Source organism: Micromonospora sp. LZ34 (assembly GCF_052981855.1).
In genome coordinates, this window is the sequence record NZ_JBRIQN010000002.1 from 333,790 (window position 1) to 359,615 (window position 25,826).

The window sequence follows — 25,826 nt, forward strand, 5'->3', positions numbered from 1 at the left end:
CCCGGGGGGCGATTTGGCGGTCGCCGGGCGGGTCGCGTAACCTTGGCCGCGAAGTTCCACCCAGAGACCGCTGGTCACCGTGCCTCGGCACGGTCGAAGGTCCCGCGATGACGGGCGACCCGCGCAGGGCGGCAAGCGAAAATCGGCAGTGCAGCATGGTCCGCCGACCGTGCGTGCGCCCGCCGGCCCTCGCCCCGTGCGCCCTGCGCCGGGGCTTTTCTCGTTGTCGTGTCGCCTCCGCCACCGTCGACAGCTCCCGCTGCCCGACGGTGACCAGCCTCGAGCAACGAGAGAGGAGGGACATGGCGGACAAGCCGATCCGGGCCGACAAGGCCACGGCCGTCGCTGAGCTGACCGAGAGCTTCCGGAACGCGGGTGCCACGGTGCTGACCGAGTACCGCGGTCTGACGGTTTCCCAGCTCACCCAGCTGCGGCGCTCGCTCGGCAAGGAGACCAGCTACACGGTCGCGAAGAACACGCTGGCCAAGCGTGCCGCGACGGACGCGGGCATCTCCGGCCTCGACGAGCTGTTCACCGGTCCTACCGCGCTGACTTTCGTTTCGGGCGACGTCGTCGAGGCGGCGAAGGGGCTTCGCGACTTCGCGAAGGCCAACCCGAAGCTCGTCATCAAGGGCGGTGTCTTCGAGGGCAAGGCCATTTCTGCGGCCGAGGTCACGAAGCTCGCCGACCTGGAGTCCCGTGAGGTGCTGCTGGCCAAGCTGGCCGGCGCGATGAAGGGCAACCTGAGCAAGGCCGCGGCCCTGTTCCAGGCTCCGCTCTCGAAGGCCGCCCGTGCGGCGGCCGCCCTGGCGGACAAGCGCGAGAAGGAGGGCGCCGAGGCGGCCTGAGGCCTCCCGGCGTACCCAGTTCAGTCTTTGTAGATCCAGTTGGAAAGGACGCCAGACATGGCGAAGCTCAGCACCGACGAGCTGCTCGACGCGTTCAAGGAGATGACGCTGATCGAGCTCTCCGAGTTCGTGAAGCAGTTCGAGGAGACCTTCGAGGTCACCGCCGCGGCTCCGGTCGCGGTGGCCGCTGCCCCGGGCGCCCCGGGTGCCGCCGCCCCGGTCGAGGAGGAGAAGGACGAGTTCGACGTCATCCTCGAGGCTGACGGCGGCAAGAAGATCCAGGTCATCAAGGTCGTGCGCGAGCTGACCGGCCTGGGCCTCAAGGAGGCCAAGGACCTGGTCGAGGCCGCGCCGAAGCCGGTCCTGGAGAAGGCCAACAAGGAGACCGCGGAGAAGGCCAAGGCCAAGCTCGAGGGCGAGGGCGCCAAGGTCACCCTCAAGTGATCTGAGGTACGACCAGGCGCGCGTCCGGCTCACGTGAGCCGGGGCACACCGCGTCGCGGCGGGCGGTGATCCGGGAACGGATCGCCGCCCGCCGTGTTGGTGCCCCGGCCGGCAGCGGCGTGAGCAGGGCGTCCGTCGCCCGGCGCCGGACCGCCCGGCGTCGCCTGTCGGTAGTCCGTCGGTGGGAAAGACACGCGACCCGGGGACCGGCCCTTGACGCGGCACCGGGCTGCCAGGCACGCTGACACCAGCAAGACCTTCCGCGCTTGCAACGGCCACCACTTGGGTAATGGCAGCGGCGACACCATCGGCCGCGGCACCCGAGCGGCCCGGCGGGAACGTTGCGTTCCGAGCGGCCCGGTGCGACCCGGTTACAGGGTCCCGAGGCACGTTCCGCGACGACCTGCGGGGTGGGCTGGACAGCGGTTAGCCTCTCGGCTACACTGCTAGTTTGCGCTGCCTTCCGACTTGACCCCTGCTCGGAAATGTCCGTTTGCGGATATTTCTGGTGGGGTCATTGGAGTGCACGCGTACCAGCCGTTCTGCAGCACCGGTCCTCGGAAGGACGCATCTTGGCAGCTTCCCGCCCTGCGAAGACCAGTCGTACGTCGAGCGCTTTCGCTCCCCGCCGAGTTTCATTCGGCAGGATCACCGAACACCTCGAGGTCCCCAACCTCCTCGCCATTCAGAACGAGTCCTTCGACTGGCTCGTCGGCAACGAGGCTTGGCAGGGCCGGTCGGCGGACGACCCGCACGCACGCTCGGGTCTCGCGGAGATCCTCGACGAGATCAGTCCCATTGAGGACTTCTCCGGCACCATGTCGCTCTCCTTCTCGGCCCCGCGCTTCGACGAGGTGAAGGCCTCGATCGAGGAGTGCAAGGAGAAGGACCTCACCTACTGCGCGCCGCTCTTCGTGACCGCGGAGTTCACCAACAACACCACCGGCGAGATCAAGAGCCAGACGGTGTTCATGGGTGACTTCCCGATGATGACGCCGAAGGGCACCTTCATCATCAACGGCACCGAGCGCGTCGTGGTCAGCCAGCTCGTCCGGTCCCCGGGCGTCTACTTCGACAAGCAGCCGGACAAGACCTCCGACCGCGACCTCTCCAGCGTCAAGGTCATCCCGAGCCGGGGTGCCTGGCTGGAGTTCGACATCGACAAGCGCGACACGGTCGGCGTCCGCATCGACCGCAAGCGTCGGCAGGCCGTCACGGTCCTGCTCAAGGCCATCGGATGGTCGGCCGAGCAGATCCGCGAGCGGTTCGGCTGGTCCGAGCTGATGATGACCACGCTCGAGAAGGACCACATCGCCGGCCAGGACGAGGCGCTGCTCGACATCTACCGCAAGCTGCGCCCTGGCGAGCCGCCGACCCGTGAGAACGCCCAGACCCTGCTCGACAACCTCTTCTTCAACCCGAAGCGGTACGACGTCGCCAAGGTCGGTCGTTACAAGTTCAACAAGAAGCTCCAGCTGGACGTGCCGATCACCACCGGCACGCTCACCGAGGACGACATCGTCGCCACCGTGGAGTACCTCTGCCGGCTGCACGCCGGTGAGGAGGGCTACGAGGCCGACGACATCGACCACTTCGGCAACCGACGCCTGCGTACCGTGGGCGAGCTCATCCAGAACCAGGTCCGGGTGGGCCTGTCCCGGATGGAGCGGGTCGTCCGCGAGCGGATGACCACCCAGGACGTCGAGGCGATCACGCCGCAGACCCTGATCAACATCCGCCCGGTGGTGGCGGCGATCAAGGAGTTCTTCGGCACCTCGCAGCTGTCCCAGTTCATGGACCAGACCAACCCGCTGGCGGGCCTGACCCACCGGCGCCGGCTGAGCGCGCTCGGCCCGGGTGGTCTGTCCCGGGAGCGGGCCGGCTTCGAGGTCCGTGACGTGCACCCGTCCCACTACGGCCGGATGTGCCCGATCGAGACGCCGGAAGGCCCGAACATCGGCCTGATCGGCGCGCTGTCCACCTTCGCCCGGGTCAACCCGTTCGGCTTCATCGAGACGCCGTACCGGAAGGTCGTCGACGGTCGGGTCACCGACCAGATCGACTACCTGACCGCGGACGAGGAGGACCGCTTCGTCAAGGCGCAGGCCAACGCGCCGCTGAAGGCGGACGGCACCTTCGCCGAGGACCGCGTCCTGGTCCGCCGTAAGGGCGGCGAGACCGAGGACGTCCCGCCGGCGGCCGTGGACTACATGGACGTCTCGCCGCGGCAGATGGTCTCGGTCGCGACCGCGATGATCCCGTTCCTCGAGCACGACGACGCCAACCGGGCGCTGATGGGCGCGAACATGCAGCGCCAGGCGGTGCCGCTGGTCAAGGCCGAGGCGCCGCTGGTCGGCACCGGCATGGAGTACCGTGCCGCGGTCGACGCCGGTGACGTGGTGGTCGCCGAGGTCGGTGGCGTCATCGAGGACCTCTGCGCCGACTACATCACCGTCCACCAGGACGACGGCCACCGCCGGACGTACCTGCTGCACAAGTTCCGCCGCTCCAACGCCGGCTCCTGCGTCAACCAGAAGCCGGTGGTCTTCGAGGGCGACCGCGTCGAGGCCGGCCAGGTCATCGCCGACGGTCCGTGCACCGACGAGGGCGAGATGGCGCTCGGGCGCAACCTGCTCGTGGCGTTCATGACCTGGGAGGGGCACAACTACGAGGACGCGATCATCCTGTCGCAGCGCCTCGTGCAGCAGGACGTGCTCACCTCGATCCACATCGAGGAGCACGAGGTCGACGCCCGGGACACCAAGCTGGGTCCGGAGGAGATCACCCGCGACATCCCGAACGTCAGCGAGGAGATGCTCGCCGACCTCGACGAGCGCGGCATCATCCGGATCGGCGCCGAGGTCGTCCCCGGCGACATCCTGGTCGGCAAGGTCACGCCCAAGGGCGAGACCGAGCTGACCCCGGAGGAGCGGCTGCTCCGCGCGATCTTCGGCGAGAAGGCGCGCGAGGTCCGGGACACCTCGCTGAAGGTGCCGCACGGTGAGACCGGCACGGTCATCGGCGTGCGTACCTTCTCCCGCGAGGACGGCGACGAGCTGCCGCCGGGCGTCAACGAGCTGGTCCGGGTCTACGTCGCCCAGAAGCGGAAGATCCAGGACGGTGACAAGCTCGCCGGCCGCCACGGCAACAAGGGCGTCATCTCGAAGATCCTGCCGATCGAGGACATGCCGTTCCTGGAGGACGGCACCCCGGTCGACATCGTGCTCAACCCGCTGGGTGTGCCGAGCCGGATGAACATCGGCCAGGTGCTGGAGACGCACCTCGGCTGGGTGGCCAAGACCGGTTGGAGCGTCGACGGTGACGACACGGACTGGAAGCGTCAGCTCCGGTCGATCGACGCGCACGAGTCCGAGCCGGACACCAACGTGGCCACGCCGGTCTTCGACGGTGCCCGCGAGGCGGAGATCTCCGGTCTGCTCGCGTCGACCCTGCCCAACCGGGACGGCAAGCAGCTGATCGGCTCCAGCGGCAAGGCGCAGCTGTTCGACGGTCGCTCCGGCGAGCCGCTGCCGGACCCGATCGCGGTCGGCTACATCTACATCCTGAAGCTCAACCACCTGGTCGACGACAAGATCCACGCCCGGTCGACCGGCCCGTACTCGATGATCACGCAGCAGCCGCTGGGTGGTAAGGCGCAGTTCGGTGGCCAGCGCTTCGGTGAGATGGAGTGCTGGGCCATGCAGGCGTACGGCGCCGCCTACGCCCTGCAGGAGCTGCTGACCATCAAGTCCGACGACGTCCTCGGCCGGGTGAAGGTCTACGAGGCCATCGTCAAGGGCGAGAACATCCCCGAGCCGGGCATCCCGGAGTCGTTCAAGGTGCTGCTCAAGGAGCTGCAGTCGCTGTGCCTCAACGTCGAGGTGCTCTCCAGCGACGGTGTGGCCCTGGAGATGCGCGAGACCGACGACGAGGTGTTCCGGGCCGCGGAGGAGCTGGGCATCGACCTGTCCCGGCGCGAGCCGAGCTCGGTCGAAGAGGTCTGAGGTGAGCGGTCGGGAGCCGGCTCGCCGGCTCCCGACCCCACCCACTAGCTAGCAGTACAGACGACGACATAGGGGACATAGTGCTCGACGTCAACTTCTTCGACGAGCTGCGTATCGGCCTCGCCACCGCCGACGACATCCGTCAGTGGTCCCACGGCGAGGTCAAGAAGCCTGAGACGATCAACTACCGCACCCTGAAGCCGGAAAAGGACGGGCTCTTCTGCGAGAAGATCTTCGGTCCGCAGCGGGACTGGGAGTGCTACTGCGGTAAGTACAAGCGGGTCCGGTTCAAGGGCATCATCTGCGAGCGCTGCGGCGTCGAGGTGACCCGGTCCAAGGTCCGCCGTGAGCGGATGGGGCACATCGAGCTGGCCGCTCCGGTGACCCACATCTGGTACTTCAAGGGCGTGCCGAGCCGGCTGGGCTACCTGCTGGACCTCGCCCCCAAGGACCTCGAGAAGATCATCTACTTCGCCTCGTACGTCGTGACCAGCGTGGACGCCGAGGCGCGTCACCGCGACCTCTCGACCATCGAGAACGAGATCCTGGCCGAGAAGCGGCAGGCCGAGAACAGCCGCGACTCGGAGATCGAGAAGCGGGCCGCCAAGCTCGAGGCCGACCTGGCCGAGCTGGAGGCCGAGGGTGCCAAGGCGGACGTCCGGCGCAAGGTCAAGGAGGGCGGAGAGCGCGAGATGCGCCAGATCCGCGACCGGGCCCAGCGCGAGATCGACCGCCTGGACGAGGTGCTGGACACCTTCCGCAAGCTGGAGCCGAAGCAGCTGGTCACCGACGAGCTGCTCTACCGCGAGCTGCGGGACCGGTTCGGTGAGTACTTCACCGGCGGCATGGGCGCCGAGGCCATCAAGGCGCTGGTCCAGAACATGGACCTCGACGCCGAGGCGGAGAGCCTGCGGGAGACCATCCGCTCCGGCAAGGGGCAGCGGAAGATCCGCGCGCTCAAGCGGCTCAAGGTCGTCGCGGCGTTCCTCAACACCCGCAACTCGCCGCTCGGCATGGTGCTGGACTGCGTCCCGGTCATCCCGCCGGACCTGCGCCCGATGGTGCAGCTCGACGGTGGCCGCTTCGCGACCTCCGACCTGAACGACCTGTACCGCCGGGTGATCAACCGGAACAACCGGCTCAAGCGGCTGATCGACCTCGGCGCGCCCGAGATCATCGTGAACAACGAGAAGCGGATGCTGCAGGAGGCCGTCGACGCGCTGTTCGACAACGGCCGCCGCGGCCGGCCGGTCACCGGCCCGGGCAACCGCCCGCTCAAGTCGCTGTCCGACATGCTCAAGGGCAAGCAGGGCCGGTTCCGGCAGAACCTGCTGGGCAAGCGCGTCGACTACTCCGGCCGTTCGGTCATCGTGGTCGGCCCGAAGCTCAAGCTGCACCAGTGCGGCCTGCCCAAGCAGATGGCGCTGGAGCTGTTCAAGCCGTTCGTGATGAAGCGGCTGGTCGACCTCAACCACGCGCAGAACATCAAGTCCGCCAAGCGGATGGTCGAGCGGCAGCGCCCGGTCGTGTGGGACGTGCTGGAAGAGGTCATCGGCGAGCACCCGGTGCTGCTCAACCGGGCGCCGACCCTGCACCGGCTGGGCATCCAGGCCTTCGAGCCGCAGCTGGTCGAGGGCAAGGCCATCCAGATCCACCCGCTGGTCTGCACCGCATTCAACGCCGACTTCGACGGTGACCAGATGGCGGTGCACGTGCCGCTGTCCGCCGAGGCCCAGGCCGAGGCGCGGATCCTGATGCTGTCGTCGAACAACATCCTCAAGCCGGCCGACGGCAAGCCGGTCACCATGCCCACCCAGGACATGGTCATCGGTCTCTACCACCTCACCCACCTCACGCCCGACGAGAAGGGTGCGGGCCGGGCGTTCAGCTCGGACGCCGAGGCGCGGATGGCGTACGACAACGGCGAGCTGCACCTGCAGGCTCCGGTGCAGATCCGGCTGCGCGGCGTGGTCGGGGTCGACAACGGTGCCGGCGCCGAGCCGTGGACCGCCCCGGAGGGCTGGGTCGAGGGCGAGGCGCTGACCGTGGAGACCACCCTCGGCCGGGTGCTGTTCAACGAGACGCTGCCGCAGGGCTACCGCTTCGTGAACTACGAGATCCGCAAGGGTCAGCTCTCCGCGATCGTCAACGACCTCGCCGAGCGCTTCCCCAAGGTGGCCCTGGCGGCCACCCTGGACGGGCTCAAGGAGGCCGGCTTCCACTGGGCCACCTGGTCCGGCGTGACAATCGGCATGGAGGACGTCATCGCTCCGCCGCGCAAGGCGGAGATCCTGGAGCGGTACGAGAAGGAAGCCGACCGGATCGACAAGCAGTACCAGCGTGGTCTGATGACCGCCGAGGAGCGCCGCGGCGAGCTCATCGAGATCTGGACCAAGGCGACCAACGAGGTCGCCAAGGAGATGGACACCGCGCTGCCGCAGGAGAACCCGCTGTGGAAGATGATCAACTCGGGTGCCCGCGGTAACCTGCTCCAGCTCCGGCAGATCGCGGCGATCCGTGGTCTGGTGGCCAACCCCAAGGGTGAGATCATCCCGCGGCCGATCAAGGCCAGCTACCGGGAGGGTCTGTCCGTGCTGGAGTACTTCATCTCCACGCACGGTGCTCGCAAGGGTCTCGCCGACACCGCCCTGCGTACCGCCGACTCGGGTTACCTGACCCGTCGTCTGGTGGACGTCTCGCAGGACGTGATCATCCGCGAGGAGGACTGCGGCACCGACCGGGCGATCCCGATGCAGATCGGCCAGCGCACCGAGGACGGCCGGCTCATCGTGCACGAGCACGCGGAGACCAGCGTGCACGCCCGTACCCTGGCCGACGACATCAAGGGGCCGGACGGCACCGTCGTCGCCGAGCGGGGCTCGGACATCAACTCGATCCTGGTCGACAAGATCGTCGCCGCCGGGGTGGAGACGGTCCGGGTGCGCAGCGTGCTCACCTGCGAGTCGAAGCTGGGCGTCTGCGGTGCGTGCTACGGCCGCTCGCTGCCGACCGGCAAGACCGTGGACGTCGGCGAGGCGGTCGGCATCATCGCCGCCCAGTCGATCGGTGAGCCGGGTACGCAGCTGACGATGCGTACCTTCCACACCGGTGGTGTCGCGGGTGAGGACATCACCCAGGGTCTGCCGCGTGTCCAGGAGATCTTCGAGGCCCGGGTCCCGAAGGGTAAGGCGCCCATCGCCGACACCCCCGGCCGGATCCGGATCGAGGACGGCGAGCGGTCGCGGAAGATCATCGTGGTGCCGGACGACGGCAGTGACGAGATCGTCTACGACAAGATCTCCAAGCGGGTCCGGCTGCGGGCCCACGACGGCGATCACGTCGAGGTCGGCGAGAAGCTCACCGAGGGCACCATCGACCCGCACGAGCTGCTGCGCATCCTCGGCCCGCGCGCGGTCCAGGTCCACCTGACCCAGGAGGTCCAGGAGGTCTACCGCTCGCAGGGTGTGCTCATCCACGACAAGCACATCGAGATCATCATCCGCCAGATGCTCAAGCGGGTGACGGTCATCGACTCCGGCTCGACCGAGTTCCTGCCGGGTGTGCTGGTCGACCGGGCGCTGTTCGAGTCGGAGAACCGCCGACTCGTCTCCGAGGGCGGCGAGCCCGCCGCCGGTCGCCCGGTGCTGATGGGTATCACCAAGGCCTCGCTGGCCACGGACTCCTGGCTGTCGGCGGCCTCCTTCCAGGAGACCACCCGGGTGCTGACGGACGCGGCGATCCACGCCCGCAGCGACTCGCTGATCGGTCTCAAGGAGAACGTGATCATCGGTAAGCTCATCCCGGCCGGTACCGGCATCAGCAAGTACCGCAACGTCCGGGTCGAGCCGACCGAGGAGGCGAAGGCCAAGGTCTACTCGATGACCGGCTACCCGGAGACCGACTACGGCTTCGGGCCGGCCAGCGGCCAGGCGGTCCCGCTGGACGACTTCGACTTCGGGTCGTACCGCTAGTCCGCACGAACGCACGAGGCCCCCGGCAGCCGCCGGGGGCCTCGTCGTGTCCGGGCCGGGGGAGTGCCCTGCCGGTGGCGGGTCGCCGGGGCATGATGGTGGACATGACGACCGCACCCGGGCAGGTGCCCGTCGCCCCGCAGACGCTGCGCCACCCGCTCGACCCGGACCCGGCCCGGGCCACCAAGGCCAGGGCGGTCTTCGCGCTGGGGCTGATCGGTGCGCTCACCGGCCTCTTCGTGGGCGGGGTGGTGCCGGCCACGGTGGCGCTCCAGCTGGCCCGGCAGGCGCGCCGGGAGGCGTACGCCTCGGGCGGCTTCCTGACCGGCGCGGCCTGGCTGCGTCGGGGGGAGCAGCTGGCCTGGACGGGCCTGGCGCTGGTCGCGGTCAGTCTGGTGGCCGCGGTAGTGGTCGGCGTGGTCCGGCTGGCCGACGCGCCCTTCGGGCAGGACTTCGCGCCGAACGTGGACTGACGCCGGCGAGGGAACGGCTCCCGCCGGGCGCGGCCGGCTGGCGCCGCGGCGGTAGCCTGGCCGATGTCCGTCGCGCGGCGGTGGACGGCCGACAGGAGGAGTTCGTGACGGAACCGGCGCGCCCCACGGGCGGTGACCCCGGGCAGTCCGCCGCCGGCGGCGCGGACGCCGTGCCGGCCACCGGCAGCGAGTGGGCCCGCCCCGATTCCGCGCCCGGCGGCGCGCCGCCCGTCGGGTACCCGTCCGCCCCGTCCTCGCCGCCGGGCACACCGGACCCGGCGCAGCCGTCGTCCCCGCCCGCGGGACCCGCCCCGGCGCCGACGTCGTCGCCCGGCGCGCCCGTCCCCGCGGCGGACCAGCCGCCGGCCGGTGGCGCTCCGGCGGTGATCCCGTGGGGGTCTCCGGCCGCCCAACCGCCGGTGAGCCCGTGGGGCGCAGCGTCAGCTCAGCCGTCCGGGAGCCCGTGGGGGTCTCCGTCGGGTCAGCCGTCCGCCACTCCGTGGGGGTCTCCGTCGGGTCAGCCGTCCGGGACTCCGTGGGGTGCCCCGGCCGGTCAGCCGGTCTCCGGTTGGCCAGCGCCGGCGGGCCAGCCGTCCCCCGGCGCGTGGGGGTCGCCCGGCCAGGCTGCTCCGCCGGGCCTGCCCCCGCCGCCCCGGGAGACGCCCCGCCCGCCCCGGCGGGTGGACCCGGTGCCCGGCACGCCGTTCGCCGTGGTGCACCTCGACGTGCCACCGGTCACCTCCGGCCTGGCGGTGGGCTCGCTGGTGGCCGGGATCGCCGCGATCGGAGTCTCGGTGCTGGTCTTCTGCTTCGGCGCGATCGGGTCGTCCACCGGCGGCGTCTGGGCCTCCGGCGCGTTCACCGTGCTCGGCGTGCTGGCCGGGACGGGTGCGGCGGTGGCCGGCCTGCTCGGCCTGCGGCAGATCCGCCGCCCGGCGGCGCCGCCCGCCGTCCGCTTCACCGGCCGCGGCCTGGCCGTGGCCGGGATCAGTTGCGGCGCGTCGGGGCTGGGGCTCAGCCTGCTCGGGCTGGCGCTGGCGGTGCTGCTGTCGCTCGGCTGAGCGGACCGGTGACCATGCGCCGGTCACCGCCGGCGCGGGCCGGGCGCCGCTGGGCGCGGCAGGGACCGATGTCCGGCGGTGTCCCGTGCGAGGCGCGGTGCCCGGTTTTCGCACGGACGACCTACCTGTCTGACAGCGACGCCCAGCAGGTGGGACCGGCCGACCCGGGGCCGACGGGCCGTGCTGCGGAGAAGCCGGTACACTTGTGTCTGTAGGTGCCCATCACGGGCGGGCGGGCGCGGCGGAACGATCCACGGGCGGTGACACGGCCGGGCGAGCCATTCCGTTTTGACCTGTGCGGCTGTGGTAGGTACTCTTTCCCCTTGTGCCCGGGCCAGCCCGGGCAACTCGTGCGTGCGCTGGTTCCGGTGAAGCCGGAGAGCGGCCGGCAGCACGACAGAGACCAGAAGACCCGGTGCGCGGAGAGCCGTGTGCCGGTGACAGACCCCGGTACGAGCGCGCGCGTCCGCACCGGGACCGTGATCTGGGCGACACGCCCGACCGCGGGTGCCGGGACCTCCCTGCGGGGCCCTGGTCGGAATGTAGGAGGGCCGATCATCAGGTCGGCTACGGCAGACGGCGCGGCCGCACAACCTGCGGCCGAAGGGAGCGGAGAAACCCGGTGCCCACGATCCAGCAGCTGGTCCGAAAGGGCCGCCAGGCGAAGACGAGCAAGACCAAGACCCCGGCGCTGAAGGGTTCCCCTCAGCGGCGCGGCGTGGTCGCTCGTGTCAAGCTCAGCAGCCAGATCGAGGTGACCGCCTACATCCCGGGTGTCGGCCACAACCTGCAGGAGCACTCGATCGTGCTCGTTCGCGGCGGCCGGGTGAAGGACCTCCCCGGCGTGCGTTACAAGATCGTCCGCGGTTCGCTGGACACCCAGGGTGTCCGTAACCGCAAGCAGGCGCGCAGCCGTTACGGCGCGAAGAAGGAGAAGAGCTGACATGCCGCGTAAGGGACCCGCTCCGCGGCGGCCGCTGGTCGCTGACCCGGTGTACAACTCGCCGCTGGTCACCCAGTTGGTCAACAAGATTCTGCTGCGCGGCAAGCGCCAGCTCGCCGAGAGCATCGTGTACGCGGCCCTCGAGGGCTGCCGCGAGAAGTCCGGCACCGACCCGGTCGTCACCCTGAAGCGGGCGATGGACAACGTCAAGCCGACCCTCGAGGTGCGCAGCCGCCGAGTCGGTGGCGCCACCTACCAGGTGCCGGTCGAGGTGCGCCCGGCCCGGGCGACCACCCTGGGCCTGCGCTGGCTGGTCACCTACTCCCGCGCCCGGCGCGAGAAGACCATGGTCGAGCGGCTGATGAACGAGCTGCTGGACGCGAGCAACGGCCTCGGTGCCGCCGTCAAGCGGCGCGAGGACACGCACAAGATGGCCGAGTCCAACAAGGCCTTCGCGCACTACCGCTGGTAACACCCTGGTTCCGGCGCCCCACGGGCGCCGGAACCGCCACCAGTTGTGTCGAGACGACGATAAGTAGGGATTGAAGTGGCCGCCGCAGACGCGCTCGCCAACGTACGCAACATCGGCATCATGGCGCACATCGATGCCGGTAAGACCACTACCACCGAGCGGATCCTGTTCTACACCGGCATCACGTACAAGATCGGTGAGGTCCACGAGGGCGCCGCCGTCATGGACTGGATGGAGCAGGAGCAGGAGCGCGGTATCACCATCACTTCCGCCGCCACCAAGTGCGAGTGGAAGGGCCACACGATCCAGATCATCGACACGCCCGGCCACGTCGACTTCACGGTCGAGGTGGAGCGGTCGCTGCGGGTGCTGGACGGTGCGGTCGCCGTGTACGACGGTGTCGCCGGCGTGGAGCCCCAGACGGAGAACGTCTGGCGCCAGGCCGACAAGTACAACGTCCCCCGGATGTGCTTCGTCAACAAGCTCGACCGGACCGGCGCCGACTTCTTCCGCTGCGTGCAGATGATGATCGACCGGCTCAACGCCACCCCGCTGGTTCTGCAGATCCCGATCGGGCTCGAGGGCGACCACATCGGTGTCGTCGACCTGATCGGCATGCGCGCCCTCACCTGGCGCGGGGAGACCCAGAAGGGTGAGGACTACGCGATCGAGGAGATCCCGGCCGAGCTGGCCGACTCCGCGGCCGAGTGGCGCGAGAAGCTGATGGAGACCCTGGCCGACGTCGACGACTCGGTGATGGAGAAGTACCTGGAGGGCGACGAGATCTCCGTCGAGGAGATCAAGGCCGCCATCCGGCGCGCCACCATCGCCGGCAAGGCCAACCCGGTGCTCTGCGGCTCCGCGTTCAAGAACAAGGGCGTTCAGCCGATGCTCGACGCCGTGGTCGACTTCCTGCCGTCGCCGCTGGACATCCCGGCGATCGAGGGCACCGCGACCGACGGCGAGACCCCGCTGCAGCGGAAGCCGTCCACCACGGAGCCGTTCGCCGGCCTGGCCTTCAAGATCCAGACCGACAAGCACCTCGGTAAGCTCACCTACGTCCGGGTCTACTCCGGCGTGGTCGAGTCCGGGTCCCAGGTGATCAACTCCACCAAGGACCGCAAGGAGCGCATCGGCAAGATCTACCAGATGCACGCCAACAAGCGGGAGGAGCGCAGCTCCGCCAAGGCTGGCGACATCATCGCGGTCCAGGGTCTCAAGCAGACGACCACCGGTGACACCCTGTGCGACCCGGCGAACCCGGTCATCCTTGAGTCGATGACCTTCCCGGAGCCGGTCATCGAGGTCGCCATCGAGCCGAAGACCAAGGCCGACCAGGAGAAGCTCAGCACCGCCATCCAGCGGCTGGCCGAGGAGGACCCGACCTTCCGCGTCAAGCTGGACGAGGAGACCGGCCAGACGGTCATCTCCGGCATGGGCGAGCTGCACCTGGACATCCTGGTCGACCGGATGCGCCGCGAGTTCAACGTCGAGGCGAACATCGGTAAGCCGCAGGTGGCGTACCGCGAGACCATCCGCCGCACGGTGGAGAAGGTCGAGTACACCCACAAGAAGCAGACCGGTGGTTCCGGCCAGTACGCCCGGGTGATCATCAGCCTGGAGCCGCTGCCGCTGGGGAACGACGCTCCGACCTACGAGTTCGCGAACGCCGTCACCGGTGGCCGCATCCCCCGGGAGTTCATCCCGTCGGTGGACGCGGGCGCCCAGGACGCCATGCAGTACGGCATTCTCGCCGGCTTCCCGCTGGTGGGTGTCAAGCTGACCCTGGTGGACGGTCAGTACCACGAGGTCGACTCGTCCGAGATGGCGTTCAAGATCGCCGGCTCGATGGCGCTGAAGGAGGCGGCCCGCAAGGCCGACCCGGCGCTGCTCGAGCCGATGATGGCCGTTGAGGTCACCACTCCGGAGGAGAACATGGGTGACGTCATCGGCGACCTCAACTCCCGCCGTGGCATCATCCAGGCGATGGAGGAGCGCGGCGGTGCCCGCGTCGTCCGCGCCCTGGTGCCGTTGTCGGAGATGTTCGGCTACGTCGGCGACCTGCGGTCGAAGACCCAGGGCCGGGCTAGCTACAGCATGCAGTTCGACTCCTACGCCGAGGTTCCGGCCAGCGTGGCGAAGGAGATCATCGCCAAGGCGACGGGTGAGTGACTCACCTGAGCTGATGATCCGTGGACGGTCGCGGGAGGGTGCTCCCGCCCGCGGCCACCACGGTCGGGTTGTGTGAGACCGGGCCTGTAGGCTTCACCGCCGCAGAACCCACCAAGCTCTCCGGCCGCCAGGCCGGAAAGGCTGTCGACAGAGTCCTAAGCGCCGACCGGCGCGCCGGGCGTACGAACCAAGAAGTCCACAGGAGGACACCAGTGGCGAAGGCGAAGTTCGAGCGGACTAAGCCGCACGTCAACATCGGCACCATTGGTCACATCGACCACGGTAAGACGACGCTGACGGCGGCCATCACCAAGGTCCTGCACGACCAGTTCCCGGACCTGAACCCGTACACGCCGTTCGACGAGATCGACAAGGCGCCGGAGGAGAAGGCCCGCGGCATCACGATCTCGATCGCGCACGTCGAGTACCAGACCGAGGCGCGGCACTACGCGCACGTCGACTGCCCCGGTCACGCCGACTACATCAAGAACATGATCACCGGTGCCGCGCAGATGGACGGCGCGATCCTGGTGGTGGCGGCGACCGACGGCCCGATGCCGCAGACCCGCGAGCACGTGCTGCTGGCCCGCCAGGTCGGCGTGCCGTACATCGTCGTGGCGCTCAACAAGAGCGACATGGTCGACGACGAGGAGCTCCTGGAGCTCGTCGAGCTCGAGGTCCGCGAGCTGCTCTCGTCGCAGGAGTACCCGGGCGACGACCTGCCGGTCGTCCGCGTGTCGGCGCTGAAGGCCCTCGAGGGTGACCCCGAGTGGACCGGCAAGCTGATGGACCTGATGACGGCCGTCGACACCGCGATCCCGCAGCCGGAGCGCGAGACCGAGAAGCCGTTCCTGATGCCGATCGAGGACGTCTTCACGATCACCGGTCGGGGCACCGTCGTCACCGGTCGCGCGGAGCGCGGCATCCTCAAGCCAAACGAGGAGGTGGAGATCGTCGGTATCCGCGAGAAGTCGCAGCGGACGGTCTGCACCGGCATCGAGATGTTCCGCAAGCTGCTCGACGAGGCCCGCGCGGGTGAGAACGTCGGTCTGCTGCTGCGCGGCATCAAGCGCGAGGACGTCGAGCGCGGCATGGTCGTCGTCAAGCCGGGCACCACGACCCCGCACACGGAGTTCGAGGCGACCGTCTACATCCTCTCCAAGGAGGAGGGCGGCCGGCACACCCCGTTCTTCCAGAACTACCGTCCGCAGTTCTACTTCCGGACCACGGACGTCACCGGTGTCGTCACGCTCCCCGAGGGCACCGAGATGGTCATGCCGGGTGACAACACCACCATGACGGTGAAGCTGATCCAGCCCATCGCCATGGAGGAGAACCTCAAGTTCGCGATCCGCGAGGGTGGCCGCACCGTCGGCGCCGGGTTCGTCACCAAGATCATCAAGTGAGCTGGGTAACCCCGATTAGACCCGCCGCCGGTCGTGCGGCATACTAGTCAGGTTGCGTAACGACAGTTCGTCGCTCGTGTTCGGCGTTCGCCGAACCTCCGAGCGGTAGGACAGTCGGGCGTAGGGTGGTTGGCGGCCCGTCCGCCAACCACCCTCGCACGGCGTTCAGGTCGCGGTAGTGCGATCGGCGCCTTGACCCACCGCGAGGTCAGAACCGCTCCGGAGCCCCGGGGCGGAGCCTGGCCCGAGGGCGCGACACGCCCGACCGCGGGGGTCGGCGAAGTGGGCCTGTACCAGCCGGTACAGGCGCCCGCAACACAGCGGCATCGAGAGAAGGAACAGAAGCCACCATGGCGGGACAGAAGATCCGCATCCGGCTCAAGGCCTATGACCACGAGGTCGTCGACTCCTCGGCTCGGAAGATCGTCGAGACGGTGACGCGCACCGGGGCGCAGGTCGCAGGCCCGGTGCCGCTGCCCACGGAGATCAACCGTTTCTGCGTTATCCGCTCGCCGCACAAGTACAAGGACTCGCGCGAGCACTTCGAGATGCGCACGCACAAGCGGCTGATCGACATCATCGACCCGACCCCGAAGACGGTCGACTCGCTCATGCGCCTCGACCTGCCGGCTGGCGTCGACATCGAGATCAAGCTGTAGGGACCGGACAAATGGACAGGCAAGTTAAGGGGATCCTGGGCGCGAAGCTCGGCATGACCCAGGTCTGGGACAACAACCGAGTTGTCCCGGTGACCGTGGTTCAGGCCGGCCCCTGCGTCATCACCCAGGTTCGTGACGCCGACAAGGACGGTTACTCCGCGGTCCAGCTGGCGTACGGCACGATCGACCCGCGCAAGGTCAAGAAGCCGGTCAGCGGGCACTACGCGAAGGCGGACGTGGCGCCGCGCCGGCACATCGTCGAGCTGCGCACCGCGGACGCCGCGGACTACTCGCTGGGCCAGGAGGTCACGGTCGAGGAGTTCCCGCCCGGCATGTCGGTCGACGTGACCGGCAAGACCAAGGGCAAGGGCTTCGCGGGTGTCATGAAGCGGCACGGCTTCCACGGTCTGCGCGCCAGCCACGGTGTCGAGCGCAAGCACCGCTCGCCCGGCTCCATCGGCGGGGCGTCCACCCCGGGTCGCGTCTTCAAGGGCGTGCGGATGGCCGGCCGGATGGGTGGCGGGCGCTACACCGTCCAGAACCTGACCGTCCAGGCGGTCGACACCGAGAACAACCTCCTGCTCGTCCGTGGCGCCATTCCCGGCCCCAAGGGCGCGCTGGTCCTGGTCCGCAGTGCGGCCAAGACCAAGGCGAAGAAGGGCGGTGCGGCCAAGTGACCACCGTTGACGTCCTCACGGTCGAAGGCACCAAGAGCGGCTCGGTCGAGCTGCCCGCCGACATCTTCGACACGCAGGCCAACGTCGCGCTGATGCACCAGGTCGTGGTGGCTCAGCTCGCGGCGGCCCGGCAGGGCACGCACAAGACCAAGACCCGCGGCGAGGTCGCCGGCGGCGGCAAGAAGCCGTACAAGCAGAAGGGCACCGGTCGTGCCCGGCAGGGCTCGATCCGCGCGCCGCAGTTCGCCGGCGGTGGCGTGGTGCACGGTCCCGTGCCGCGCGACTACAGCCAGCGGACCCCGAAGAAGATGAAGGCGGCCGCGCTGCGCGGCGCCCTCTCCGACCGGGCCCGCGCCGGGCAGGTGCACGTCGTCGAGGCGTTCGTCTCGGGCGAGAAGCCGTCGACCAAGGCCGCCCTGGCCACGCTGGCCAAGCTGACCGACGCCCGCCGGGTGCTGGTCGTGCTGAGCAGCACCGACGAGCTGAACTGGGTGTCGCTGCGCAACGAGCCGCGGGTGCACCTGATCGAGGCCGGCCAGCTCAACACGTACGACGTGCTGGTGGCCGACGACGTGGTCTTCACCAAGGACGCCCTGGACGAGTTCCTGGGTGTTCCCGCCGAGACCACCGAGGAGGGTGGCAAGTGAGCACGATCGCCGACCCGCGCGACATCATCGTGGCGCCGGTCGTCTCGGAGAAGAGCTACAGCGAGCTGAACCGCAACTGGTACACCTTCCTGGTGCACCCGGACGCGAACAAGACGGAGATCAAGATCGCTATCCAGCAGATCTTCGACGTCCGCGTCCTGACGGTCAACACGCTCAACCGCGAGGGCAAGCGCAAGCGGACCCGTACCGGGTTCGGCCAGCGCAAGGCCACCAAGCGCGCGATGGTGAAGCTGGCTGACGGTGACCGTATCGAGGCCTTCGGCGGCCCGGTCAGCTGAGGGGTGTAGACAATGGCTATCCGTAAGTACAAGCCGACGACGCCGGGCCGGCGTGGCTCGAGCGTCGCCGACTTCGCCGAGATCACCCGGTCGACGCCCGAGAAGTCGCTGCTGGTTCCGCTGCCGAAGAAGGGCGGACGCAACGCCCACGGCCGGATCACCGCCCGGCACCAGGGTGGCGGTCACAAGCGCCAGTACCGTCTGATCGACTTCAAGCGGGTCGACAAGGACGGCGTGCCGGCGAAGGTCGCCCACATCGAGTACGACCCGAACCGCACCGCGCGGATCGCGCTGCTGCACTACGCCGACGGCGAGAAGCGGTACATCATCGCGCCGAAGGACCTGAAGCAGGGCGACACCGTCGAGTCGGGTCCGGGCGCGGACATCAAGCCGGGCAACAACCTGCCGCTGCGCAACATCCCGGTCGGTACCACGATCCACAACGTGGAGCTCCGTCCCGGCGGTGGCGCCAAGCTGGCCCGCTCGGCCGGCGTCGGCATCCAGCTGCTCGGCCGCGAGGGCGCGTACGCGACCCTGCGTATGCCCTCCGGTGAGATCCGGCGGGTCGACGTGCGCTGCCGCGCCAGCGTCGGCGAGATCGGCAACGCCGACCAGTCGAACATCAACTGGGGTAAGGCCGGCCGGATGCGGTGGAAGGGCAAGCGCCCGACCGTCCGTGGTGTCGCGATGAACCCGGTCGACCACCCGCACGGTGGTGGTGAGGGTAAGACCTCCGGTGGTCGCCACCCGGTCAACCCGCAGGGTAAGCCCGAGGGCCGCACCCGTCGTAAGGGCCAGCCGAGTGACCGGCTGATCGTCCGCCGCCGCTACGCCACGCGTAAGCGCGGCTGAGGGAGATAAGACATGCCTCGCAGCCTGAAGAAGGGCCCGTTCGTCGACGACCACCTGCTCAAGAAGGTGGAGACGCAGAACGACAAGGGTTCGAAGAACGTCATCAAGACCTGGTCGCGGCGCTCGACGATCATCCCGGAGATGCTGGGTCACACGATCGCGGTGCACGACGGACGCAAGCACGTCCCGGTGTTCGTGACCGAGGCGATGGTCGGGCACAAGCTCGGCGAGTTCGCGCTGACCCGCACGTTCAAGGGTCACGAGAAGGACGACCGGAAGAGCCGTCGGCGCTGACGCCGCGGGCATACGGATAGAGGAACAAGGGGTTACAGCGATGCCAGGAAAGGGCGACGCTCCGGTGCTTCCGGGCGCGCGGGCGGTTGCGCGGCACGTGCGCATCTCGCCGATGAAGGCGCGCCGGGTGGTCAACCTCGTCCGCGGCCTGCCCGCGAAGGAGGCGCTCACGGTGCTGCAGTTCGCGCCGCAGGCTGCGAGCGAGCAGGTGTACAAGGTGCTCGCGAGCGCGATCGCCAACGCGGAGAACAACGAGCGGCTGGACCCCGACGCGCTGCTCGTCAGCGAGGCGTACGTGGACGAGGGCCCGACCATGAAGCGGTTCCAGCCGCGGGCGCAGGGCCGGGCTTACCGGATCCGCAAGCGGACCTGCCACATCACGGTCGCGGTGGAGGCGGTGGCGCCGGCCGCGCCGAAGAAGGCCGCGGCGAAGAAGGCGGCCCCGGCGAAGCAGGCCGCGCCGGCCGAGACGCAGAGCAACACGGAGGGCGCGGAGTAATGGGTCAGAAGGTTCACCCGCACGGGTTCCGGCTCGGCATCTCGACCGACTGGAAGTCCCGCTGGTTCGCGGACAAGCTCTACAAGGACTACATCGGCGAGGACGTCAAGATCCGCCGGATGATGTCCAAGGGCCTCGAGCGCGCCGGGATCTCCAAGGTCGACATCGAGCGCACCCGCGACCGGGTCCGGGTCGACATCCACACCGCCCGGCCGGGCATCGTCATCGGCCGGAAGGGTGCGGAGGCCGACCGGATCCGCGGCGAGCTCGAGAAGCTGACCGGCAAGCAGGTCCAGCTGAACATCATCGAGGTGAAGAGCCCCGAGTCGGACGCGCAGCTGGTCGCCCAGGGCGTGGCCGAGCAGCTGTCCAGCCGGGTCAGCTTCCGGCGGGCGATGCGCAAGGCCATGCAGTCGGCGATGAAGAACCCGGTCTGCAAGGGCATCCGGGTGCAGGTCTCGGGCCGCCTCGGCGGCGCCGAGATGAGCCGGACCGAGTTCTACCGCGAGGGCCGGGTCCCGCTGCACACGCTGCGGGCCAACATCGAGTACGGCTTCTTCGAGGCCCGTACCACCTTCGGCCGGATCGGCGTGAAGGTCTGGATCTACAAGGGCGACGCGGTGCCGGGTCGGGAGACCCCGGCCGAGGCGCCGTCGCGCCCGCGCCGTGAGCGCGGCGACCGCCCCGAGCGGCCGCGCCGTGGTCGGTCCGGTTCGTCCGGCACGACCGCCGGCGGCACCGAGGCCGGCCGGGCCGCCGCGACCACGCTCGCGCAGCAGGCCGAGACGCCGAGTGGTGACGCGGTGGACCCCGCCGCCGTCGCCGCCGCGGCAGAAACGCAGCAGGAGGGCTGACAGATGCTGATGCCGCGCAAGCCCCCGAAGGGCTTCCGCAAGCCGCACCACCCGGACCGCCACGGCGCGTCCAAGGGCGGTAACCGGGTGGTCTTCGGCGAGTTCGGGATCCAGGCTCTCGAGCCGGCGTACGTGACGAACCGCCAGATCGAGTCGGCGCGTATCGCGATGACCCGCCACATCAAGCGTGGTGGCAAGGTCTGGATCACGATCTTCCCGGACCAGGCCCTGACCAAGAAGCCGGCGGAAACCCGGATGGGTTCCGGTAAGGGCTCGCCCGAGTGGTGGGTCGCCAACGTCAAGCCGGGGCGGGTGCTCTTCGAGATGTCCTTCCCCAACGAGCAGATCGCGCGAGAGGCGATGCGTCGCGCGATCCACAAGCTCCCGATGAAGTGCCGCATTGTGACGCGCGAAGTGGGTGAATCCTGATGGCAGCGGGCGTTAAGGCCTCCGAGCTGCGTGAGCTCTCCGAGGAGGAGCTGGTCACGAAGCTGCGTGAGGCCAAGGCGGAGCTGTTCAACCTCCGCGTGCAGGCCGCAACCGGGCAGCTGGACAACAACCGGCGGCTGCAGGTCATCCGTCGGGAGATCGCCCGGATCTACACGATCATGCGTGAGCGCGAGCTGGGGCTCTCGGCCGCGCCGACTGAGGTGACTGCATCATGAGCGAGAACACCACCGCCGCCGCGCGGGCCCGCCGCAAGGTGCGTGAGGGCCTCGTGGTCAGCGACAAGATGGAAAAGACCGTCGTGGTCGAGGTCGAGGACCGGGTCAAGCACGCGCTGTACGGCAAGATCATGCGCCGGACCAGCAAGCTGAAGGTGCACGACGAGCAGAACTCGGCCGGCATCGGCGACCGGGTCCTGATCATGGAGACCCGGCCGCTCTCCGCCACCAAGCGGTGGCGGCTCGTGGAGATCCTCGAGAAGGCCAAGTAGCGAAGGCTCGAGCTCGGCCGGTATCGGTCGGGCGCAGGTTCCGCCAGGCTCCGGCCGCCTCGTGCGGCCGGAGAACCGGCAGACATAGGAGATAGACGTGATTCAGCAGGAGTCGCGACTGCGCGTCGCCGACAACACGGGTGCCCGGGAGATCCTGTGCATCCGGGTTCTCGGTGGCTCCGGTCGGCGCTACGCGAGCATCGGCGACGTCATCGTGGCCACCGTTAAGGACGCGATCCCGGGTGCCGGTGTGAAGAAGGGCGACGTCGTCAAGGCGGTCGTCGTTCGCACGGCCAAGGAGAAGCGGCGCCCGGACGGCTCGTACATCCGCTTCGACGAGAACGCCGCCGTCATCATCAAGGACGGTGGGGACCCGCGCGGCACCCGCATCTTCGGCCCGGTGGGTCGGGAGCTGCGGGACAAGCGGTTCATGAAGATCATTTCTCTCGCGCCGGAGGTGTTGTGACCGTGAAGGTCAAGAAGGGCGACACGGTCGTCGTCATCGCCGGCAAGGACAAGGGCGCCAAGGGCAAGGTCATCGCGGCCTACCCGCGGCAGGACAAGATCCTGGTCGAGGGCGTGAACCGGGTCAAGAAGCACACCCGCATCAGCACCACCCAGCGTGGCGCCAAGACCGGCGGCATCGTCACCCAGGAGGCCCCGATCCACGTCTCGAACGTGCAGGTCCTGGACTCCGACGGGAAGCCGACCCGCGTCGGCTACCGGATCGACGATAACGGCCAGAAGGTCCGCATCGCGCGTAGCACCGGTAAGGACCTGTGATGAGCACGGCTACCGAAACCAAGACCATGCCGCGCCTCAAGGAGCGGTACCGCAACGAGATCGTGGCCCAGCTGCGCGAGCAGTACACCTACGGCAACCCCATGCAGGTGCCGCGGCTGGTCAAGATCGTCGTCAACATGGGTGTCGGCGAGGCCGCCCGGGACGCCAAGCTGATCGACGGCGCCGTGCGCGACCTGGCCACCATCACCGGCCAGAAGCCGCAGGTGCGGCGGGCGACCAAGTCCATCGCGCAGTTCAAGCTGCGCGAGGGCATGCCGATCGGTGCGAAGGTGACCCTCCGCGGCGACCGGATGTGGGAGTTCCTGGACCGGCTGCTCTCCATCGCGCTGCCGCGTATCCGTGACTTCCGCGGTCTGGACGGGCGCAAGCTCGACGGGCACGGCAACTACACGTTCGGTCTGACCGAGCAGTCGGTGTTCCACGAGATCGACCAGGACAAGATCGATCGCCAGCGGGGCATGGACATCACGGTGGTCACGACCGCCACGACCGACGACGAGGGCCGGGCGCTGCTCAAGCTCCTGGGCTTCCCGTTCAAGGAGAACTGAGATGGCCAAGAAGGCGCTGATCATCAAGGCGGCCGCGAAGCCGAAGTTCTCGGTTCGCGCGTACACCCGCTGCCAGCGGTGCGGGCGTCCGAAGGCGGTCTACCGCAAGTTCGGTCTCTGCCGGGTGTGCATCCGGGAGATGGCCCACCGCGGTGAGCTGCCCGGCGTGTCCAAGGCTTCCTGGTAATAGCCCGGCGCGCTTCGCGCGTCAGCTGAACTGTCTCTTCGCCGTAGGCCCCGGGCCTGGCCCGGGGAACCCCGGCGAGAAAGGTTGACGAATTTCATGACGATGACCGACCCGATCGCAGACATGCTCACGCGTCTGCGTAACGCCAACCAGGCGTACCACGACCGGGTGACGATGCCCTACTCCAAGATCAAGGCGAACATCGCCGAGGTCCTGAAGGCCGAGGGTTACATCGCCACCTGGTCGGTCGAGGAGCCCGAGGAGGGCGCCGTCGGCAAGCGACTGGTCGTCGAGCTGAAGTACGGCCAGAACCGGGAGCGGAGCCTGGCCGGCATCAAGCGCGTGTCCAAGCCCGGTCTCCGGGTGTACGCCAAGTCGGACGGGCTCCCGCGGGTGCTCGGCGGGCTGGGCGTGGCGATCATTTCGACGTCCCAGGGGCTGCTCACCGACCGGCAGGCCCGCAAGCGGAGCGTTGGCGGGGAAGTCCTCGCCTTCGTCTGGTAACGGGAGACAGGTAGAAATGTCGCGTATTGGACGTAAGTCGATCCCGGTACCAGCCGGCGTCGACATCACCATCGAGGGCCAGACCGTCAAGGTCAAGGGCCCGAAGGGCGAGCTGTCGCATACCCTGGCCGAGCCGATCACCATCGAGCGGGCCGAGGACGGGCAGCTGAACGTCAACCGCCCGAACGACGAGCGCAAGGCCAAGGAGCTGCACGGCCTGAGCCGTACCCTGGTCGCCAACATGATCGTCGGTGTCACCGAGGGCTACCGTAAGAGCCTGGAGATCGCCGGCACCGGTTACCGGGTCACCGCCAAGGGCAAGGACCTCGAGTTCGCGCTCGGGTTCTCGCACCCGGTGCTGGTGCCCGCGCCGGACGGCATCACCTTCACGGTGGAGAGGCCGACCCTGTTCCACGTGGCCGGCATCGACAAGCAGCTGGTCGGCGAGGTCGCCGCCAACATCCGGAAGATCCGTCCGCCGGAGCCCTACAAGGGCAAGGGTGTCAAGTACCAGGGCGAGGTCATCCGCCGCAAGGCTGGAAAGGCAGGTAAGAAGTGAGCGCCACGCTGCTCAAGCGCCGCCGCGGCGTTGCCGCCAAGCGCGCCGTCGGGCGTGCGCGTCGGCACTTCCGGGTCCGCAAGAACGTCAGCGGTACCGCCGAGCGTCCCCGCCTCGTGGTCACCCGCTCTCTGCGGCACATCGTCGCCCAGATCGTGGACGACACCAAGGGTCACACCCTGGCGTCGGCCTCGACCCTGGACGCGTCGCTGCGCGGTGCGGAGGGCGACAAGAGCGCCCTGGCCGGCAAGGTCGGCGCCCTGCTCGCCGAGCGGGCCAAGGCCGCCGGCATCTCCAAGGTCGTCTTCGACCGCGGTGGCAACCGGTACGCGGGGCGGGTCGCCGCGCTGGCCGATGCCGCCCGCGAAGCCGGGCTCGAGTTCTAACAACCCCGTCACGAGAGAGAAGGAAGGCTGCTGATGCCAGGTCAACAGCGCCGTGGCGGCGGGTCCGGTGGCAACGAGGGTGGTCGCCGCGACAACCGCCGTGAGGGCGGCCGCGGAAACGCGCCCGTCGAGAAGACCCCGCACCTCGAGCGGGTCGTCGCGATCAACCGCGTCGCCAAGGTCGTGAAGGGTGGTCGTCGCTTCAGCTTCACCGCCCTGGTGATCGTGGGCGACGGCGACGGCACGGTCGGCGTGGGCTACGGAAAGGCCAAGGAGGTGCCCGCGGCGATCGCCAAGGGTGTCGAGGAGGCCAAGAAGCACTTCTTCAAGGTGCCGCGGATCGGTCAGTCGATCCCGCACCCGGTGCAGGGCGAGGACGCCGCCGGCGTGGTGCTGCTCAAGCCGGCCTCCGCCGGTACGGGCGTCATCGCCGGTGGGCCGGTGCGTGCCGTGCTGGAGTGCGCGGGCATCCACGACGTGCTCTCCAAGAGCCTCGGGTCGTCCAACCCGATCAACATCGTGCACGCCACCGTGGCGGCGCTGAAGGGGCTCGAGTCCCCCGAGGCCGTCGCCCAGCGCCGTGGCCTGCCGGTGGAGGACGTCGCGCCGGCCGCCATGCTGGCGTCGCGGGCGGGGGTGGCTTCCTGATGGCACGTCTCAAGGTCACCCAGGTCCGGTCCGAGATCGGGACCAAGCAGAACCAGCGTGACTCGCTGCGTTCGCTCGGTCTCAAGCGGATCAACGACGTGGTGGTCAAGGAGGACCGGCCCGAGATCCGCGGCATGATCTTCACTGTGAACCACCTCGTAAAGGTCGAGGAGGTCGAGTAATGACGATCAAGGTCCACCACCTGCGTCCGGCGCCGGGTGCCAAGACCGCGAAGACCCGTGTGGGTCGCGGTGAGGGCTCCAAGGGCAAGACCGCCGGTCGCGGTACCAAGGGTTCGAAGGCCCGCAAGAACATCTCGGCGGCGTTCGAGGGTGGGCAGATGCCCATCCACATGCGCCTGCCGAAGCTGAAGGGCTTCAAGAACAAGTTCAAGGTGGTCTTCCAGGTGGTCAACCTGGACCGGCTCGCCGAGCTGTTCCCGAACGGCGGCCAGGTCGGCCCGCTGGAGCTGGTCGAGGCCGGCGCGGTCCGCAAGGGCCAGCCGGTCAAGGTGCTCGGCACCGGTGACCTCGGCGGGGTGGCGCTCCAGGTGTCGGCGCACGCGTTCAGCGCGTCGGCCAAGGAGAAGATCACCGCGGCCGGCGGCTCGGTCACCGAGCTGTAAGGACTGAACGACCCGTGGCGCCCGTCCAGTTGCTCCCAACTGGCGGGCGCCAT

The 25,826-nt window shown here is 68.9% G+C and carries 31 protein-coding genes; all 31 read left to right on the plus strand.

All coding sequences use genetic code 11. The features are described from left to right. Positions 1-302 precede the first annotated feature (302 nt). The 31 genes from rplJ to rplO all read left to right on the plus strand — a co-directional run bounded on the left by rplJ (position 303) and on the right by rplO (position 25,773). On the plus strand, positions 303-848 hold the full coding sequence (gene rplJ / locus ACVCAH_RS03940; protein ID WP_357314333.1) for a 50S ribosomal protein L10: 546 nt from the start codon (positions 303-305) through the stop codon (positions 846-848). A 57-nt stretch (positions 849-905) separates the two neighbouring features. Beyond that, entirely contained in the window at positions 906-1,292 is a 387-nt protein-coding gene (gene rplL / locus ACVCAH_RS03945) for a 50S ribosomal protein L7/L12 (protein WP_363766717.1), read from the plus strand. A 572-nt stretch (positions 1,293-1,864) separates the two neighbouring features. Further along, positions 1,865-5,296, plus strand: coding sequence for a DNA-directed RNA polymerase subunit beta (gene rpoB, locus ACVCAH_RS03950; protein WP_447134646.1), 3,432 nt, complete (start codon positions 1,865-1,867; stop codon positions 5,294-5,296). An 80-nt stretch (positions 5,297-5,376) separates the two neighbouring features. Beyond that, positions 5,377-9,267 carry a DNA-directed RNA polymerase subunit beta' gene (locus tag ACVCAH_RS03955; protein ID WP_447134647.1) on the plus strand — a complete coding sequence of 1,297 codons (3,891 nt, stop codon included), beginning with the start codon at positions 5,377-5,379 and terminating at the stop codon, positions 9,265-9,267. A gap of 104 nt (positions 9,268-9,371) precedes the next feature. Then, complete coding sequence (locus tag ACVCAH_RS03960; protein WP_447134648.1) at positions 9,372-9,740, plus strand: hypothetical protein; 369 nt, start codon at positions 9,372-9,374, stop codon at positions 9,738-9,740. Positions 9,741-10,420: 680 nt separating this feature from the next. Continuing rightward, positions 10,421-10,801, plus strand: coding sequence for a hypothetical protein (locus tag ACVCAH_RS03965; RefSeq protein WP_447134649.1), 381 nt, complete (start codon positions 10,421-10,423; stop codon positions 10,799-10,801). Positions 10,802-11,423: 622 nt separating this feature from the next. Then, on the plus strand, positions 11,424-11,744 hold the full coding sequence (gene rpsL / locus ACVCAH_RS03970) for a 30S ribosomal protein S12 (protein ID WP_447134650.1): 321 nt from the start codon (positions 11,424-11,426) through the stop codon (positions 11,742-11,744). 1 nt (position 11,745) lies between these two features. Further along, positions 11,746-12,216 (plus strand): 30S ribosomal protein S7, encoded by a 471-nt coding sequence (rpsG, locus tag ACVCAH_RS03975; protein ID WP_076466673.1) that lies wholly within the window; start codon positions 11,746-11,748, stop codon positions 12,214-12,216. A 75-nt stretch (positions 12,217-12,291) separates the two neighbouring features. Continuing rightward, on the plus strand, positions 12,292-14,388 hold the full coding sequence (gene fusA / locus ACVCAH_RS03980) for an elongation factor G (protein WP_447134651.1): 2,097 nt from the start codon (positions 12,292-12,294) through the stop codon (positions 14,386-14,388). A gap of 212 nt (positions 14,389-14,600) precedes the next feature. Continuing rightward, positions 14,601-15,794 (plus strand): elongation factor Tu, encoded by a 1,194-nt coding sequence (gene tuf / locus ACVCAH_RS03985; RefSeq protein ID WP_447134652.1) that lies wholly within the window; start codon positions 14,601-14,603, stop codon positions 15,792-15,794. A gap of 350 nt (positions 15,795-16,144) precedes the next feature. Further along, entirely contained in the window at positions 16,145-16,453 is a 309-nt protein-coding gene (gene rpsJ / locus ACVCAH_RS03990) for a 30S ribosomal protein S10 (protein WP_007073037.1), read from the plus strand. A gap of 11 nt (positions 16,454-16,464) precedes the next feature. Further along, positions 16,465-17,130 carry a 50S ribosomal protein L3 gene (rplC, locus tag ACVCAH_RS03995; protein ID WP_447134653.1) on the plus strand — a complete coding sequence of 222 codons (666 nt, stop codon included), beginning with the start codon at positions 16,465-16,467 and terminating at the stop codon, positions 17,128-17,130. Continuing rightward, entirely contained in the window at positions 17,127-17,777 is a 651-nt protein-coding gene (gene rplD, locus ACVCAH_RS04000) for a 50S ribosomal protein L4 (protein ID WP_447134654.1), read from the plus strand. Before rplC ends, rplD begins: the two co-directional genes overlap by 4 nt. Continuing rightward, the gene (gene rplW, locus ACVCAH_RS04005) at positions 17,774-18,076 is read left to right on the plus strand and encodes a 50S ribosomal protein L23 (protein WP_447134655.1); all 303 of its coding nucleotides are present in this window, start codon (positions 17,774-17,776) and stop codon (positions 18,074-18,076) included. The genes rplD and rplW overlap by 4 nt, the downstream gene beginning before the upstream one ends. Positions 18,077-18,088: 12 nt before the next feature. Continuing rightward, positions 18,089-18,928, plus strand: a complete 840-nt coding sequence (rplB, locus tag ACVCAH_RS04010; RefSeq protein WP_447134656.1) for a 50S ribosomal protein L2 — start codon at positions 18,089-18,091, stop codon at positions 18,926-18,928. Positions 18,929-18,940: 12 nt separating this feature from the next. Continuing rightward, positions 18,941-19,222: a 30S ribosomal protein S19 gene (rpsS, locus tag ACVCAH_RS04015; protein WP_007073032.1), complete on the plus strand. Its 282-nt coding sequence runs from the start codon at positions 18,941-18,943 to the stop codon at positions 19,220-19,222. A gap of 40 nt (positions 19,223-19,262) precedes the next feature. Next, positions 19,263-19,721, plus strand: coding sequence for a 50S ribosomal protein L22 (gene rplV, locus ACVCAH_RS04020; protein ID WP_447134657.1), 459 nt, complete (start codon positions 19,263-19,265; stop codon positions 19,719-19,721). Next, on the plus strand, positions 19,721-20,575 hold the full coding sequence (gene rpsC / locus ACVCAH_RS04025) for a 30S ribosomal protein S3 (RefSeq protein ID WP_088997378.1): 855 nt from the start codon (positions 19,721-19,723) through the stop codon (positions 20,573-20,575). Before rplV ends, rpsC begins: the two co-directional genes overlap by 1 nt. Before the next feature lie 3 nt (positions 20,576-20,578). Further along, the gene (gene rplP, locus ACVCAH_RS04030; protein ID WP_073834927.1) at positions 20,579-21,004 is read left to right on the plus strand and encodes a 50S ribosomal protein L16; all 426 of its coding nucleotides are present in this window, start codon (positions 20,579-20,581) and stop codon (positions 21,002-21,004) included. Continuing rightward, positions 21,004-21,240, plus strand: coding sequence for a 50S ribosomal protein L29 (gene rpmC / locus ACVCAH_RS04035; RefSeq protein ID WP_007073028.1), 237 nt, complete (start codon positions 21,004-21,006; stop codon positions 21,238-21,240). Before rplP ends, rpmC begins: the two co-directional genes overlap by 1 nt. Next, positions 21,237-21,512: a 30S ribosomal protein S17 gene (gene rpsQ, locus ACVCAH_RS04040; protein ID WP_091262798.1), complete on the plus strand. Its 276-nt coding sequence runs from the start codon at positions 21,237-21,239 to the stop codon at positions 21,510-21,512. Before rpmC ends, rpsQ begins: the two co-directional genes overlap by 4 nt. A gap of 97 nt (positions 21,513-21,609) precedes the next feature. Beyond that, positions 21,610-21,978, plus strand: a complete 369-nt coding sequence (gene rplN, locus ACVCAH_RS04045; protein ID WP_007073026.1) for a 50S ribosomal protein L14 — start codon at positions 21,610-21,612, stop codon at positions 21,976-21,978. Then, a complete protein-coding gene (gene rplX, locus ACVCAH_RS04050; protein WP_210406058.1) occupies positions 21,975-22,295 on the plus strand; it encodes a 50S ribosomal protein L24 in 321 nt (106 codons plus the stop codon). The genes rplN and rplX overlap by 4 nt, the downstream gene beginning before the upstream one ends. Further along, positions 22,295-22,864: a 50S ribosomal protein L5 gene (rplE, locus tag ACVCAH_RS04055; protein WP_167179817.1), complete on the plus strand. Its 570-nt coding sequence runs from the start codon at positions 22,295-22,297 to the stop codon at positions 22,862-22,864. The genes rplX and rplE overlap by 1 nt, the downstream gene beginning before the upstream one ends. Position 22,865: 1 nt before the next feature. Further along, positions 22,866-23,051: a type Z 30S ribosomal protein S14 gene (locus tag ACVCAH_RS04060; protein ID WP_007465272.1), complete on the plus strand. Its 186-nt coding sequence runs from the start codon at positions 22,866-22,868 to the stop codon at positions 23,049-23,051. A 96-nt stretch (positions 23,052-23,147) separates the two neighbouring features. After that, positions 23,148-23,555 (plus strand): 30S ribosomal protein S8, encoded by a 408-nt coding sequence (rpsH, locus tag ACVCAH_RS04065; RefSeq protein WP_013288624.1) that lies wholly within the window; start codon positions 23,148-23,150, stop codon positions 23,553-23,555. A gap of 16 nt (positions 23,556-23,571) precedes the next feature. After that, the gene (gene rplF / locus ACVCAH_RS04070; RefSeq protein WP_447134658.1) at positions 23,572-24,114 is read left to right on the plus strand and encodes a 50S ribosomal protein L6; all 543 of its coding nucleotides are present in this window, start codon (positions 23,572-23,574) and stop codon (positions 24,112-24,114) included. Then, positions 24,111-24,500 (plus strand): 50S ribosomal protein L18, encoded by a 390-nt coding sequence (rplR, locus tag ACVCAH_RS04075; RefSeq protein WP_447134659.1) that lies wholly within the window; start codon positions 24,111-24,113, stop codon positions 24,498-24,500. Before rplF ends, rplR begins: the two co-directional genes overlap by 4 nt. A 33-nt stretch (positions 24,501-24,533) precedes the next feature. Continuing rightward, entirely contained in the window at positions 24,534-25,148 is a 615-nt protein-coding gene (rpsE, locus tag ACVCAH_RS04080) for a 30S ribosomal protein S5 (RefSeq protein ID WP_088997381.1), read from the plus strand. Then, positions 25,148-25,330, plus strand: a complete 183-nt coding sequence (rpmD, locus tag ACVCAH_RS04085) for a 50S ribosomal protein L30 (RefSeq protein WP_012015110.1) — start codon at positions 25,148-25,150, stop codon at positions 25,328-25,330. Before rpsE ends, rpmD begins: the two co-directional genes overlap by 1 nt. After that, positions 25,330-25,773, plus strand: coding sequence for a 50S ribosomal protein L15 (gene rplO / locus ACVCAH_RS04090; RefSeq protein ID WP_447134660.1), 444 nt, complete (start codon positions 25,330-25,332; stop codon positions 25,771-25,773). The genes rpmD and rplO overlap by 1 nt, the downstream gene beginning before the upstream one ends. Positions 25,774-25,826: the final 53 nt, after the last annotated feature.

What these genes read in the sequence shown, in the direction of transcription:
- rpsS (WP_007073032.1), top strand. Translation starts at nt 18,941, where the DNA reads ATGCCTCGCAGCCTGAAGAAGGGCCCGTTCGTCGACGACCACCTGCTC.
- rpmC (WP_007073028.1), top strand. Translation starts at nt 21,004, where the DNA reads ATGGCAGCGGGCGTTAAGGCCTCCGAGCTGCGTGAGCTCTCCGAGGAG.
- rplE (WP_167179817.1), top strand. Translation starts at nt 22,295, where the DNA reads ATGAGCACGGCTACCGAAACCAAGACCATGCCGCGCCTCAAGGAGCGG.
- rplJ (WP_357314333.1), top strand. Translation starts at nt 303, where the DNA reads ATGGCGGACAAGCCGATCCGGGCCGACAAGGCCACGGCCGTCGCTGAG.
- rplO (WP_447134660.1), top strand. Translation starts at nt 25,330, where the DNA reads ATGACGATCAAGGTCCACCACCTGCGTCCGGCGCCGGGTGCCAAGACC.
- rpsG (WP_076466673.1), top strand. Translation starts at nt 11,746, where the DNA reads ATGCCGCGTAAGGGACCCGCTCCGCGGCGGCCGCTGGTCGCTGACCCG.
- ACVCAH_RS04060 (WP_007465272.1), top strand. Translation starts at nt 22,866, where the DNA reads ATGGCCAAGAAGGCGCTGATCATCAAGGCGGCCGCGAAGCCGAAGTTC.
- rpmD (WP_012015110.1), top strand. Translation starts at nt 25,148, where the DNA reads ATGGCACGTCTCAAGGTCACCCAGGTCCGGTCCGAGATCGGGACCAAG.
- rplP (WP_073834927.1), top strand. Translation starts at nt 20,579, where the DNA reads ATGCTGATGCCGCGCAAGCCCCCGAAGGGCTTCCGCAAGCCGCACCAC.
- rpsC (WP_088997378.1), top strand. Translation starts at nt 19,721, where the DNA reads ATGGGTCAGAAGGTTCACCCGCACGGGTTCCGGCTCGGCATCTCGACC.
- rplL (WP_363766717.1), top strand. Translation starts at nt 906, where the DNA reads ATGGCGAAGCTCAGCACCGACGAGCTGCTCGACGCGTTCAAGGAGATG.
- rplF (WP_447134658.1), top strand. Translation starts at nt 23,572, where the DNA reads ATGTCGCGTATTGGACGTAAGTCGATCCCGGTACCAGCCGGCGTCGAC.
- rpsE (WP_088997381.1), top strand. Translation starts at nt 24,534, where the DNA reads ATGCCAGGTCAACAGCGCCGTGGCGGCGGGTCCGGTGGCAACGAGGGT.
- rplB (WP_447134656.1), top strand. Translation starts at nt 18,089, where the DNA reads ATGGCTATCCGTAAGTACAAGCCGACGACGCCGGGCCGGCGTGGCTCG.
- rpsQ (WP_091262798.1), top strand. Translation starts at nt 21,237, where the DNA reads ATGAGCGAGAACACCACCGCCGCCGCGCGGGCCCGCCGCAAGGTGCGT.
- rplC (WP_447134653.1), top strand. Translation starts at nt 16,465, where the DNA reads ATGGACAGGCAAGTTAAGGGGATCCTGGGCGCGAAGCTCGGCATGACC.
- rpsH (WP_013288624.1), top strand. Translation starts at nt 23,148, where the DNA reads ATGACGATGACCGACCCGATCGCAGACATGCTCACGCGTCTGCGTAAC.
- rplV (WP_447134657.1), top strand. Translation starts at nt 19,263, where the DNA reads ATGCCAGGAAAGGGCGACGCTCCGGTGCTTCCGGGCGCGCGGGCGGTT.
- rpsJ (WP_007073037.1), top strand. Translation starts at nt 16,145, where the DNA reads ATGGCGGGACAGAAGATCCGCATCCGGCTCAAGGCCTATGACCACGAG.
- ACVCAH_RS03960 (WP_447134648.1), top strand. Translation starts at nt 9,372, where the DNA reads ATGACGACCGCACCCGGGCAGGTGCCCGTCGCCCCGCAGACGCTGCGC.